General features: G+C 61.0%; 12 protein-coding genes and 1 tRNA gene. 6 read left to right on the top strand and 7 right to left on the bottom strand.

What is annotated here, in order from left to right; translation table 11 throughout:
- Positions 1-82 precede the first annotated feature (82 nt).
- A complete protein-coding gene (locus tag TRP66_RS07800; RefSeq protein WP_333400921.1) occupies positions 83-1,411 on the top strand; it encodes a S1 family peptidase in 1,329 nt (442 codons plus the stop codon).
- 143 nt (positions 1,412-1,554) lie between these two features.
- Here TRP66_RS07800 and hisF read toward each other — a convergent pair whose 3' ends face one another.
- From hisF to TRP66_RS07770, 6 genes are all read right to left on the bottom strand, one after another.
- Positions 1,555-2,325 carry an imidazole glycerol phosphate synthase subunit HisF gene (hisF, locus tag TRP66_RS07795; protein WP_333400920.1) on the bottom strand — a complete coding sequence of 257 codons (771 nt, stop codon included), beginning with the start codon at positions 2,323-2,325 and terminating at the stop codon, positions 1,555-1,557.
- Positions 2,326-2,460: 135 nt separating this feature from the next.
- On the bottom strand, positions 2,461-3,201 hold the full coding sequence (gene hisA / locus TRP66_RS07790; RefSeq protein ID WP_333400919.1) for a 1-(5-phosphoribosyl)-5-[(5-phosphoribosylamino)methylideneamino]imidazole-4-carboxamide isomerase: 741 nt from the start codon (positions 3,199-3,201) through the stop codon (positions 2,461-2,463).
- 86 nt (positions 3,202-3,287) lie between these two features.
- Positions 3,288-3,548: a DUF2164 domain-containing protein gene (locus tag TRP66_RS07785; protein WP_333400918.1), complete on the bottom strand. Its 261-nt coding sequence runs from the start codon at positions 3,546-3,548 to the stop codon at positions 3,288-3,290.
- Positions 3,549-3,551: 3 nt separating this feature from the next.
- Positions 3,552-4,190: an imidazole glycerol phosphate synthase subunit HisH gene (hisH, locus tag TRP66_RS07780; protein ID WP_333400916.1), complete on the bottom strand. Its 639-nt coding sequence runs from the start codon at positions 4,188-4,190 to the stop codon at positions 3,552-3,554.
- The gene (gene hisB / locus TRP66_RS07775; protein WP_333400915.1) at positions 4,190-4,783 is read right to left on the bottom strand and encodes an imidazoleglycerol-phosphate dehydratase HisB; all 594 of its coding nucleotides are present in this window, start codon (positions 4,781-4,783) and stop codon (positions 4,190-4,192) included. Before hisB ends, hisH begins: the two co-directional genes overlap by 1 nt.
- 196 nt (positions 4,784-4,979) lie before the next feature.
- Positions 4,980-6,647, bottom strand: a complete 1,668-nt coding sequence (locus tag TRP66_RS07770; protein WP_333400914.1) for an OFA family MFS transporter — start codon at positions 6,645-6,647, stop codon at positions 4,980-4,982.
- 486 nt (positions 6,648-7,133) lie between these two features.
- Here TRP66_RS07770 and TRP66_RS07765 point away from each other — a divergent pair, with 486 nt between their 5' ends.
- The 5 genes from TRP66_RS07765 to TRP66_RS07745 all read left to right on the top strand — a co-directional run bounded on the left by TRP66_RS07765 (position 7,134) and on the right by TRP66_RS07745 (position 11,644).
- Entirely contained in the window at positions 7,134-9,362 is a 2,229-nt protein-coding gene (locus TRP66_RS07765; protein ID WP_333400913.1) for an AsmA family protein, read from the top strand.
- Between the two features lie 101 nt (positions 9,363-9,463).
- On the top strand, positions 9,464-10,531 hold the full coding sequence (mutY, locus tag TRP66_RS07760) for an A/G-specific adenine glycosylase (RefSeq protein ID WP_333400912.1): 1,068 nt from the start codon (positions 9,464-9,466) through the stop codon (positions 10,529-10,531).
- Positions 10,528-10,800, top strand: a complete 273-nt coding sequence (locus TRP66_RS07755; RefSeq protein WP_333400911.1) for an oxidative damage protection protein — start codon at positions 10,528-10,530, stop codon at positions 10,798-10,800. Before mutY ends, TRP66_RS07755 begins: the two co-directional genes overlap by 4 nt.
- 102 nt (positions 10,801-10,902) lie before the next feature.
- Positions 10,903-10,978: transfer RNA gene (locus TRP66_RS07750), tRNA-Phe, on the top strand.
- A 180-nt stretch (positions 10,979-11,158) separates the two neighbouring features.
- On the top strand, positions 11,159-11,644 hold the full coding sequence (locus TRP66_RS07745; protein ID WP_333400910.1) for a hypothetical protein: 486 nt from the start codon (positions 11,159-11,161) through the stop codon (positions 11,642-11,644).
- A gap of 103 nt (positions 11,645-11,747) precedes the next feature.
- Here TRP66_RS07745 and gabP read toward each other — a convergent pair whose 3' ends face one another.
- Entirely contained in the window at positions 11,748-13,142 is a 1,395-nt protein-coding gene (gabP, locus tag TRP66_RS07740; protein WP_333400909.1) for a GABA permease, read from the bottom strand.
- Positions 13,143-13,380: the final 238 nt, after the last annotated feature.

Here is a 13,380-nt window from a genome sequence, read left to right as displayed (position 1 = left end):
TGAAGGGATGACTCCGGAGGCCGGGTCCAGGGTGCTATTGAACGCAGATGGCCTGCATGACCGCTGGAACGGCATCGGCCGCTTGCAGTTGCACGAGGAATCTCCAGACGCGCAATGCACCGCAACGTTGATAGATACCCGCGAGGGCGAGACGGAGGGTGACGCCCCAGCGTATGTGCTCAGCTCTGCCCACTGTGTGTCCTTCGACAGTCTGAACATTACTGTGGATGAGCCCAGCGGTGGCCATGTGGATTTCAATTATTTCCATGACACCGCCGGGAAGCATTTGCGCTATGCCGTCAAACAGGTCAGCTGGAGCAGCTTGCGAGGGCGGGACCTCGCCATTATCGAACTGGACACATCACTCCAAACCCTGATCGATGCCGGTATCAACCCGCTGCGACTGGCCGATAAAACGCCGGCCATCGGCGACGACGTGCTTATCGTCGGCGCGCCAACTCAGTATGAAGAAAAGGGGCTGCGTCTGTCAGCGTGCAGCCTGGTATCGCATGAAGCGCTGATCGAGCACCCGATGGTGTACCGTCGGTTCTACAAAGACCATTGTTTTGGGCTGAAACCGGGCAGCTCGGGCGGCCCCCTGCTAGATAGGCGCTCCAACCAAGTGCTGGCCATTCTCGCCACATCGACAGCTATGGCTCTGGAGGAAAACCGCTGTTTCGAAAACGCGCCCTGCGAAGTGCGCGAGGGTCAACCTCACTGGGCGCCTGCTAGCAATTATTCGCACCCTGTAGACACGCTGGCGCAGTGCTTTGTGGATGGCTGGCTGATGCCGGAAGCCGAAGGCTGTGATTTACCGTCGACGGCCTCCATCACGCTGAAGAATCACGGGGTTCGTTATTTCAAACGGATAAAGGACGATGCGTCGGGCGATGTGGTTCTGCCGACCTGGAAGCTGGCGTTCGACCTGAGCACGCCCTTTTACCGGCACAAGACCGTGCGGGATCCGCAACAATGCGCCAGCCCTCATCACTACAGCCAGGCACTGATCGCGAAGGATGCGCTCATCGATGAGCCGGTCGGTACTGAGCCTGGCTTGTATGTCCTGTGCATCCTTGGGGTGGATTCAGAGGAGCAGTCGCCATCGCTGCCGCTCATCAACAACCCGATGATGATCGCAATGGAAATTGCCCAGCCGGGTCCTACACGCATGCCAGTGCTCAATATCGGCAAAGATGACGCCGGCGGTTACAGGGTGCAGTGGCAGTATTCGCACCCAGGCTTGAGCGGGTATGAGTACAAGCTGGGTGTCGACTGTGACGATACCACCGGCTACCAGCGGATTCTGGATATGCTGCTGATCGACCCGGACAAATTGCCGGTGGCGCTGTGCAGCCGTGCAATAGATATGTCCGGGCAGCGCTCAGCGCCGCGCTACGATCTACTCAAGTAGTATGTAGCAAGGGGTGGATGGCGTTTGCAGGAATCAACGGGCGGCACCCCGTTCTGGTGACGACGGGATTAACGCAGCTGGCGTGATGCGCCGCGTTGATCCTATCGCCAGCAAGCTGGCTCCTACAACGTGGGGTGTGGGGTTTAACGTACGACGATGCCTCGGCTGGCCATGTAGGCCTTGGCTTCAGGCACGGTGTACTCGCCGAAGTGGAAAATGCTCGCGGCCAGCACGGCGCTGGCGTGACCCTCGATGACGCCGGCCGCCAGATGTTCGAGGTTGCCCACACCGCCCGAAGCGATGACCGGAATACCGATCGAATCGCTGATGGCACGGGTCACGCCCAAGTCGAAGCCGTTCTTCATGCCGTCCTGGTCCATGCTGGTCAGCAGGATTTCCCCGGCGCCCAGGCCTTCCATCTTCTTCGCCCATTCCACGGCGTCCAGACCGGTCGGCTTGCGGCCGCCGTGGGTGAAGATCTCCCAGCGAGGCGTTTCGCCGGGCCCGGAGACTTTCTTGGCGTCAATGGCGACCACGATGCACTGCGAACCGAAACGTGCAGCGGCTTCGCCGACGAATTCGGGGGTGAACACCGCCGCGGTGTTGATCGAAACCTTGTCCGCGCCGGCATTGAGCAGATTGCGAATGTCTTGCACGGTGCGCACGCCACCGCCGACGGTCAGCGGGATGAAGACCTGGCTGGCCATGCGCTCGACGGTATGCAGCGTGGTATCACGCCCGTCGACACTGGCCGTAATGTCCAGAAAGGTGATCTCGTCCGCGCCCTGTTCATCGTAACGACGAGCGATCTCGACCGGATCGCCGGCATCGCGGATGTTCTCGAATTTGACGCCCTTGACGACGCGACCGTTGTCGACGTCCAGGCAAGGGATAATGCGTTTGGCTAAGGCCATGACCCCAATCTCCATAAATGTAGGAGCGCGCTTGCCCGCGACAAGGTCGGAACGACCTTCCTGACAATCTGCAATGCGTTGCGGCCGGTCGCGGGCAAGCGCGCTCCTACAAAGGCACCGGATCCGCGGATCGGCCTAGCCGCGCGCTTCCAGATCGCACATCGCCTGGGCTTCGGCCACGTCGAGGGTGCCCTCGTAGATGGCGCGTCCGGTGATCGCACCAATGATGCCCGGTGCCTTGGCGTCCAGCAGAGCACGGATGTCGCCCAGGTTGTGGATGCCGCCCGAGGCGATGACCGGAATGCGGGTGGCCGCAGCCAGCGCAGCGGTGAACGGGACGTTGCAGCCTTGCATCATTCCGTCTTTGGCAATGTCGGTGTAGACGATTGCCGAGACGCCGTCCGCTTCGAAACGCTTCGCCAGGTCGATGACCTGCACGCTGCTGACTTCCGCCCAGCCGTCGGTGGCGACGAAACCGTCCTTGGCGTCCAGACCGACAATCACTTTGCCGGAGAATGCACGGCAGGCTTCGGCGACGAATTCGGGTTCCTTGACAGCCTTGGTACCGATGATGACGTAGCTCACGCCGGCCTTGACGTAATGCTCGATGGTTTCCAGCGAACGAATGCCGCCGCCGATCTGAATCGGCAACTGCGGGTAACGCTTGGCGATGGCAGTCACGACTTCGCCGTTGACCGGCTGGCCTTCGAAGGCGCCGTTCAGATCGACCAGGTGCAGGCGGCGGCAGCCACCGTCGACCCATTTGGCGGCCATGCTCACCGGGTCATCGGAAAACACGGTGGAATCTTCCATGCGGCCCTGACGCAGACGCACGCAGGCGCCGTCCTTGAGGTCGATAGCGGGGATGATCAGCATATTTTTTCCTTCGTCAAAAGCCGCACGCTGCAAGCTGCACGCTGCGCGGATGCGTACCTGTCAATTCGTGCAGCCTGAAGCTGCGCTCAGTCTTTTTCCAGCGCCCACAGGTCGCTTTCGATGCCTTCGAAACGCTCCTTGAACAGCGCCTGCATATCGAAAATCGCCCGATTGTAGTAATGCGGGGCGATCTCGCGGCCAAACAGCTCCAGCACCTCCGCGACCTCGAACGTCCCCAGCTCCATCTCGAAACGCTCGGCGAACAGACGCTTGAGCTTGTGGATCGCGTCCTGCTCCTGTTCGGCCGTCAGCGTGAGAATCGGCGGTCTGGCGCGGGTTCTGCTCATGGTTTACCAGCGGCCATCCCAGGCAGCGAAGTTCTGCAGCAGTTGCAGGCCGTGGGTGTGGCTCTTCTCGGGGTGGAACTGCACGGCGAAGCGCGAGCCATCGGCCAGCGCGGCGGCGAAGTCCACGCCATAGTGACCGCGACCGGCGACCTGGCGCTGGTTGGCGGCATTGATGTAGAAGCTGTGCACGAAGTAGAAACGCGCGCGATCCGGAATGTCATGCCACAGCGGGTGGTCAAGCACCTGGCTGACTTCGTTCCAGCCCATGTGCGGCACCTTCAGGTGCTCGCCGTCTTCGCGCAGGTCCTTGCCGAAGAACTTGACCTGGCCGGGGAACATGCCGATGCAGTCCACGCCGTCGTTCTCTTCGCTGCTGTCGAGCAAGGCCTGCATGCCGACACAGATGCCGAGGAACGGGCGGTCCTTGCTGACCTCCTGAACCAGGGTGTCGAAGCCCAGGCGGCGGATCTCGGCCATGCAGTCGCGAATCGCGCCCACACCCGGAAACACGACACGATCGGCTTCCCGGATCACCTTGGCATCGCTGGTGACCTGCACACGGCCGGCGCCGACGTGCTCCAGGGCCTTGGCGACCGAGTGCAGGTTGCCCATGCCGTAATCAATGACCGCAACTGTCTGCATCAGAGCACACCCTTGGTGGAAGGCATCTGGCCGGCCATGCGTTCATCCAGCTCGACCGCCATGCGCAGCGCGCGGCCGAAAGCCTTGAACACAGTTTCGATCTGGTGGTGAGTGTTGACGCCACGCAGGTTGTCGATGTGCAGCGTGACGTTGGCGTGGTTGACGAAGCCCTGGAAGAACTCCTGGAACAGGTCCACGTCGAAACGACCGACCACGGCCCGGGTATAAGGCACGTGCATCTGCAGGCCGGGACGACCGGAGAAATCGATCACGACCCGCGACAGCGCTTCATCGAGCGGCACGTAGGCGTGGCCGTAGCGACGAATGCCCTTCTTGTCGCCGATGGCCTGGCTGAATGCCTGACCGAGGGTGATGCCCACGTCTTCAACGGTATGGTGATCGTCGATGTCCAGGTCGCCCTTGCACTCGATATCCAGGTCGATCAGCCCGTGACGGGCGATCTGGTCCAGCATGTGCTCAAGAAAAGGCACGCCGATATTGAATCGGGCCTTTCCGGTGCCATCCAGGTTGATCGAGGCTTTGATCTGGGTTTCCAGAGTATTGCGCTCGACGTAAGCCTTACGTTCGGCCATCACCAGCTCCGCGAAATCATTGGGCGAAAAAGGCGATCATTATAGGCCCAGAAGCGCCTCGCATGAAGCGAACAGACGACAGGAAGCCTGCATCGAAGCTATATCAAGGCTATATAGCCCGTGCATTTGTAACAATCGAAGGCAAAAAAAGCGCCCGCACCGAAGTGCGAGCGCTTTCTGACTCAGCCGCGGGCTATCAGTTGAACAGCACAGCGGTTTTCTGCAGGGTGATCCAGACACCCCAGGCCAGCGGGATACCTACGGCCAGCCATGCGGCGATTGCCAGAGGCTTGCTGCCCTGGGACGCTTTCCACTCCAGGGAAGTGGTGGCGTCGGCGCCCTTGTCGTGACCGATGGCCTGTTCGGCCGCCAGTTCGGCGTCGGTCATGAAGTACTTGTCGGCCACCGGACGGATCATCAGGTTGCAGATGAAGCCCAGCACCAGCAGACCGGCCAGGATGTACAGCGTGATGTCGTAGGCATCGGCACGGGCAACGCCGTGGCTCAGCTGATATTCACGCAGGTAGTTGACCAGAACCGGACCCAGTACACCGGCCGCGGCCCATGCGGTCAACAGGCGACCGTGGATCGCACCGACCATCTGCGTACCGAACAGGTCGGCCAGGTAAGCCGGAACGGTTGCGAAACCGCCGCCGTACATCGACAGCACCACACAGAACGCCGCCACGAACAGCGCGACGCTGCCCAGGTGACCCAGGGTCGGAACCGAAGCGTAAAGCAGGAAGCCCAGCGCGAAGAATACGAAGTAGGTGGCTTTACGGCCGATATAGTCGGAGAACGAAGCCCAGAAGAAGCGACCACCGATGTTGAACAGGCTCAACAGACCGGTGAAGCCCGCCGCAATGGCGGCGATCTGCTTGAGCTGGTCGGCGCTCAGTTCGCTGAAGGTCAGCGAGTTGCCCAGCAGCTTGCCGGCAAACACTTCCTGCAGCAGTGGCGAAGCCATGCCCAGGATGCCGATGCCTGCGGAAACGTTCAGGCACAGCACCAGCCATACCAGACGGAATTGCGGAGTTTTCCAGGCCACGCTGACGTGCACGTGACGGTTGGTGATCATTGCGTTCTTGGCCTTGGCCGCCGGCGCGGTCCAGCCCTCAGGCTTCCAGCCGGTCGGAGGAACGCGGTAGCCCAGCGCGCCGCCGATCATGAACACGAAGTAGATCGCAGCCATGACCACGAAGCTCTGCCACACGCCAACGCTTTCAGCCGAGGCGAAGTGGCTCATCAGAGCGGTTGCCAGCGGTGCACCCACCATCGCGCCACCGCCGAAGCCCATGATCGCCATGCCGGTCGCCATGCCGCGCTTGTCCGGAAACCACTTGATCAGGGTCGAAACGGGGGAAATGTAGCCCAGGCCCAGACCGATACCGCCGATCACGCCCGAACCCAGCCACATCAGCCAGATCTGGTGGGTATAGATACCCAGCGCGGAGATCAGCAGGCCGCCGCACCAGCACAGTGCCGACACCACACCTGCCTTGCGCGGGCCGGCATGTTCAAGCCAGCCGCCCCAGATCGCTGCCGAGCAACCCAGGAAAATGAAGAACAGTGTGTAGATCCAGCCCAGCATGGAGATCTGCCAGTCACAGGTCGACGCGAAGACTTGAGCGAAGAAGCCCATGTCCGCGGAACAGGCGACAGGCGCGGTGATGCCGACGGCTTTAGACAATGGCAGCCAGAATACCGAGAAGCCGTAGGCCATGCCGATGCAGAGGTGGATCGCCAGAGCGGCGGGCGGAACAAGCCAGCGGTTGAAACCGGGCTTGGCGATAATGCGTTCCTTGGACAAGAACGCAGGCTGGGCGGCTGCGACACCGCCGCCCAAGGCTGTACTTGTGCTCATTGTGTTAACCCCAATATGTATAAAGCTCGCAGGACATTTCGCCGACCATCCACAGCTTCCATGCCGCCGGGCGATGACTGTTTTTAGGATGCTCCAAGTGTGGCAAATGGCCGCACCTGGTCAGCGCAGGCGGAGACTACCACCACTTGATGGATGTAAGTCCACTGTTACATGTTTTATTTTTTCAACTAATCCATGTGATCTATGAACTCATAGATGTAATCAATTATCGGCGAGATATTGGCGGGCTTTAATTACGCTTTATAACTTCAATGCATAAACACACCGTAGGAGCCAGCTTGCTGGCGATGCATCCAATCGCCAGCAAGCTGGCTTCTACGTCAACACGCGATGGCTCCACTACGCTTGCTGACAGCCGCCGGGGTGTCCGCAGTCCTGACCCTGACGGCATTCGAAGCCCGAGCGATGGCCGGGAGCGGTATACTCGCGGGCTAAATTTTGAACAATCGACACAAGGACTCGCCCATGAAAGCTTTCGGCAAAATCCTGGGGCTGTTTATTCTCGGGTTGTTGCTGATCATCGTGGCTCTCGGCTTCGCCCTGACCCATCTGTTTGATCCCAACGACTACAAGGATGAAATTCGCCAGCTGGCCCGCGACAAGGCCAACGTCGAGCTGACCCTCGACGGCGATATCGGCTGGAGCCTGTTCCCCTGGCTGGGCCTGGAGCTTCACGATGCGCGGATCGCCACGCTGGTTGCGCCCGATCAACCGTTTGCCGATGTGCAGATGCTCGGCCTGTCGGTGCGCGTCCTGCCGCTGTTGCGTCGCGAAGTGCAGATGAGCGACGTGCGGGTCGAGGGGCTGAACCTCAGCCTGCATCGCGACGAGAAAGGCCACGGCAACTGGGAAGATATCGGCAAGCCGGTTGCGTCGACCTCCAGCCAGCCCTCCCCGACCACCGCCGGCGAACCCGCGCCCGAGACCGGCACCAGCGAACGCTCTTCGCGGCCGTTGCAGATGAACATCGACAGCCTGACGGTCAACAACGCGCGCGTGGATTACAGCGACGCCCGCAAGGGCCAGACCTTCCTGGCCGAAAGCATCCAGTTGAGCACCGGCGCGATTCGTGAAACGTCGGACATCCCGGTCAAGCTGACTGCCTTTCTGAGCACCAACCAGCCGATGGTCCGCGCCAAGACCGAGCTGGTCGGCCAACTGCGGCTGGATCGTGCACTCAAACGCTACCAGTTCGAAGACATGCGCCTGTCTGGCGAAGCCGCGGGCGAGCCGCTGCAAGGCAAGACCGTGACGTTCGCTGCCCAGGGTCAGTTGCTGGTCGACCTGGCCGCCAACATCGCCGAATGGAACGGCATGAAGATCTCCGCCAACCAACTGCGCGCGCTGGGCGAATTGCGCGTACGCGACCTGGACAAGACCCCACAGGTCAGCGGTGGATTATCCGTCGCGCAGTTCGACCTGCGCGCCTTCTTCGACTCCATCGGCCAACCGCTGCCGCCCATGGCCGAAGGTGCATTGAGCAAAGTGGAACTGGTTACGCGCCTGAGTGGCACGCCCAACAGCGCCGTGCTCGACGATTTCAATCTGAAAGTGGACGACAGCAATTTCACTGGCCGGATCGCGGTCACCGACTTTGCAAAGCAGGCGTTGCGCGTCCAGCTCAAGGGCAACACCTTCGACGCCGACCGCTATCGCCCGGCCGAAAGCGAAGAATCCAAGGGCGCCCGGGCGGCGCGCAAGACGGAAGTGCAAAGCGGAGAAGCCGCAGCGGTGGCCGGCGACACGCCGCTGCCGGAGCAGCCGACCAAAGTGGCCTGGAGCACTGCCCGCCTGCTGCCGGTGGAGCGCTTGCGCACGCTGGATGTAGAAGCCGATCTGAGTTTCGGCAAACTGATCGTCAACAAGCTGCCCATCGACAACGCGGCGTTCAAGACCCAGGCGGCGGGCGGTCTGATCAGGGTCGAAAGCCTGCGCGGCGACCTGTTCAACGGTAACTTCGAAGTCAAGGGCAACCTGGACGCGCGGCCGGACGTCCCCGTGGCCAGCGTGCAGACGCGCGTGGCCCGTGTGCCGGTCGAGCGCATCCTGGAGAGCCTGGGCGAGAATCCTCCGGTGCGCGGTCAACTGACCCTCAACAGCGACCTGAACGGCAAGGGCAACAGCGAAAAAGCCTTGGTCGACAGTCTCAACGGTACCGCCGGGTTTGCCCTGAACAACGGCGTGCTGGTCAACGCCAACCTTGAGCAACAGCTTTGCCAGGGCATTTCGGTGCTCAATCGCAAAACGCTCAGCGGTCAGCCGCGCGGCAAGGACACGCCCTTCCAGCAGCTCACCGGCAATCTGGTCCTGCGCAACGGCGTCGCCAGCAACCCGGACCTCAAGGTGCGAATTCCCGGCCTGACGGTCAACGGCAATGGCGACGTGGATCTGCGCGTGCTGGGCATGGACTATCGCGTCGGCGTCGTTATCGAAGGCGACAAGAGCGAAATGCCCGACCCGGCCTGCGAGATCAATCCGCGTTACGTCGGCATCGAATGGCCAGTGCAGTGTCGCGGCCCGCTGGAGCTGGGTGCCAAGGCTTGCCGTCTGGACCGCGAAGGCCTGGGCCGCATCGCGGCGAAACTGGCCGGCGACCGGATCAGCGAAAAGCTCGAGGACAAGCTGGATGAAAAGCTTGGGGACAAGGTAAGTCCCGAACTGAAAGATGCCCTCAAGGGTTTGTTCAAACGTTGATCGATCTATCGCCACCAAGGTGGCTCCTACGACTGTAGGAGCCACCTTGGTGGCGATAACCACCCCCCTGACACCGTCACCCCAAGAGACCACACCAAACCATGCAACCCGAGCAATTCTCCAGCGCCGTGCTGGATTGGTACGACCGCCATGGCCGCCACGATCTTCCCTGGCAGCAAGGCATCACGCCGTACCGGGTCTGGGTATCCGAAATCATGTTGCAACAGACTCAGGTCAGCACCGTGCTGGGTTACTTCGACCGGTTCATGGCAGCCTTGCCGACTGTGCAGGACCTGGCCGCGGCGCCGGAAGACGAAGTGCTGCACCTGTGGACCGGCCTGGGCTACTACACCCGCGCGCGCAACCTGCACAGGACCGCGAAAATCGTCGTGAACGAACACGGCGGCGAGTTTCCGCGCAGCGTCGAACAGCTCACCGAGTTGCCGGGCATCGGCCTGTCGACCGCGGGGGCGATCGCCAGCATCAGCATGGGTATTCGCGCGCCAATCCTCGACGGCAACGTCAAGCGCGTGCTGGCGCGCTTCACCGCGCAGGAAGGCTACCCCGGCGAACCCAAGGTGGCGAAACAGCTCTGGGCGACCGCGGAGCGCTTCACGCCGCATGCGCGGGTCAACAACTACACCCAGGCGATGATGGACCTCGGCGCCACGCTGTGCACCCGCAGCAAGCCCAGCTGCCTGCTGTGCCCGCTCGAACGCGGCTGCCAGGCGCACCTGCTCGGTCTGGAAACCCGCTACCCCATCCCCAAGCCGCGCAAGAGCATTCCGCAAAAGCGTACCCTGATGCCGATGCTCGCCAATCACGAAGGCGCGATCCTGCTTTATCGTCGTCCTTCGACCGGCTTGTGGGGCGGTCTCTGGAGCCTGCCGGAACTCGACGACTTCGACGACCTCCAGCATCTCGCCGCGCAGCACTCGCTGGAAATGGGCAAACCTTATGAATTGCCTGGGCTGGTGCACACCTTCAGCCATTTCCAGTTGAGCATCGAGCCCTGGCTGGTGCCAGTCGAGGTATCGGCCCATCACGTGGCCGAGGCCGACTGGCTCTGGTATAACCTCGCCACCCCGCCGCGCCTGGGCCTCGCCGCCCCGGTGAAAAAGCTGCTCAAACGCGCAGCCGATGTGTTGAACGCAGGAGAACCGTCATGACCCGCACCGTAATGTGCCGCAAGTACAAAGAAGAACTGCCAGGCCTGGAGCGTCCGCCTTATCCGGGCGCCAAGGGCGAAGACATCTACAACCACGTTTCCCAGAAAGCCTGGGCCGACTGGCAGAAGCACCAGACGCTGCTGATCAACGAACGCCGCCTGAACATGATGAACGCCGAGGACCGCAAATTCCTCCAGACCGAGATGGACAAGTACCTTTCCGGCGAGGAATACGCACAGGCCGAAGGCTACGTTCCGCCCGCCCAGTAAAGGGTTTCAGACGATGAAGGTCGTAAGCGTCGGTAATAATTAAAATTTTTTTCGACAACACGCTTGACGACCTCCTGAAAAACACGTCTAATGCGCCCCGTTGCCCAGATAGCTCAGTCGGTAGAGCAGGGGATTGAAAATCCCCGTGTCGGCGGTTCGATTCCGTCTCTGGGCACCACCTTCCGTTTTCAGGTGATGCCAGTCACACCTGAAAGCACTCAAGAAACCCGCCTAGTGCGGGTTTTTTGTTGTCTGCGATTTTTGTACGTCAGCGCATCGGCGTCGGCGCGCGCTTGGCTATTGCGCCGCTGTGCGTTTCAATGGCGGCCATTGCACCCTACTGCCCAAGGATCCGTTCATGGCTTCGCCAGACAAACAGCAAAAACGCGCCAAGCGCGCCAAACTCAAGGCCAAGCAGAACCGCTCCGGCAAAGCGGTGAAAAACGCGCTGCATCCGGTTTTCGAATCCACGCTGGTGGACCATCCGTTCGATGACGTCGAAATCGATCTGAGCACATTCGACTTCAAGGACATCGTGGAAAACGGCTTCGATCCGGGCGACTACGACGACCTCTTCCAGACCATGAAGCAGGCCGAAGCCATCAGCCAGCTGGCGATGTGCGCGGTGTTCCTGCAATACCCGGTGCTGGAGCTAGTGATCGCCGAGGAAGATGAAGAGCCGGCCACCGATTTCATGATGGGCCTGCTGATCATGTACCGCGCCATCATTCATGACGAAGACGAAGACACCGCCATCGAATGGATAGGCAGCCCGGCCTTCCAGGCTGATTACAACAAGGCGTCGGAATTGTTGATGCTGAGGAATGAGAAGGCCGGCAGGTAGGGTCTTGCTGCCGCTTTGCGGCAGATCGCCAGCAAGCTGGCTCCTACAGGCGTCGTAGGAGCCAGCGGGCGGCGATCCGTCTTGCTGGCGATTGGTCAGGCGATCAGTTCAGCACCGCAGCCCCACTCGTACGCTCGGCCTTGCGCCGGCGCGCCACGGTCAGCCCCGCCGCCACGACGATCAGGCTCAGCACGCCGGTGGCAACGATCTCGATGCGGTGTTCTTCACCGATCAGCATGGCGGTCAGCACGCCGACGATGAAGACGATGGTCGCCCAGGTCAGCCAAGGGAACAGCCACATCTTGAAGTCGATAGCTTCGCCCGCCGCGATCCGCTTCTGACGCATGCGCAGCTGAGACACGGCGATCACCAGATACACCAACAGCGCAATCGCGCCCGAACTGGCGAGCAGGAACTGGAACACCGCAGCCGGCGCAACATAGTTGGCGAACACGGTCAGGAACGCAGCGCCGGTGGACAGCATCACCGCCCAGTACGGCGTGCCGCTCTGGCTGGTGCGCTTGGACATCGCTGGCGCATCGCCGCGCTTGCCCAGGGAAAACAGCATGCGCGAAGCGGTGTAGAGCGCAGAGTTCAGGCAGCTGGTCACGGCCACCAGAACCACCAGGTCCACGATCAGCTTGGCATTCGGAATGCCCATGACGTTCAGTACGGTCTGGTACGAGCCAACTTCAGCCAGGCTCGGGTCATTCCATGGCACCAGCGACACTACGACAAAGATCGAAACGAGGTAGAACAGGAAGATCCGCCAGATCACCGAGTTGGTGGCCTTGGTGATCTGCTTGCCCGGGTTCTTCGATTCAGCCGCCGCGATGGTCACGATTTCCGTGCCCATGAACGAGAACATGGTGGTGAGCATGGCTGCCAGCACGGCGCCCATGCCGTTAGGCATGAAGCCGCCGGTGTCGAACAGATGGCTGACACCGCTGGCCTGCGTGGTCGGCAACAGGCCGAAGATCGCTGCAACGCCCAGGATCACGAAAGCGATGATCGCCACGACCTTGATCAGCGCGAACCAGAATTCGAACTCGCCGTAGTTCTTTACGCTGAACAGGTTGGTGGCGGTCAGCAGCAAGGTGATGACCAGGGTGAATACCCAGATGGCAACGTCCGGGAACCAGGCGTTGAGAATGGTTGCGGCGGCGTTGGCTTCCAGGGGAATCACCAATACCCAGAACCACCAGTAAAGCCAGCCGATGGTGAAACCGGCCCAATGCCCAATGGCACGGTCAGCGTATGTAGAAAAGGAACCGGTATCAGGCGAAGCCACGGCCATCTCGGCCAGCATGCGCATCACCAGCACCACCAGCGTACCCGCTGCGGCGTAGGCCAGCAGCACGGCCGGCCCTGCTTCGGCAATCGCGTGACCGGAACCCACGAACAAGCCGGCGCCGATGACACCGGCAATCGACAACATGGTGATATGGCGGGGTTTGAGGCCCTGTTCGAGCTCGGAAGAATTAGCGGTATTGCTCATTGAAACTACCTTTGCAAGACAACCGATGCACACCGAAGCGCTCGTAAAAAGAAAGAAACGGTGCCGTTGATTATTCTGGACGCAAAAAGTACGCCAAAATATTTCAAAAGCGACGTCGCTCCCGATCCAGAGGGATTCAGTGTCATCCGGCAGGGGGGCACTGCAATGGATCAACGCAGCGCTTTTTGAAGGATTTGTTACTGAACACCTCAGAACAGGGAAACACGCGCGCACCGAA

Source organism: Pseudomonas sp. JDS28PS106, assembly GCF_036706555.1.
Taxonomy (GTDB): Bacteria; Pseudomonadota; Gammaproteobacteria; order Pseudomonadales; family Pseudomonadaceae; genus Aquipseudomonas.
Note: the sequence above shows the minus strand (reverse complement) of the source record. Positions and strands in the feature narration are given on the sequence as shown.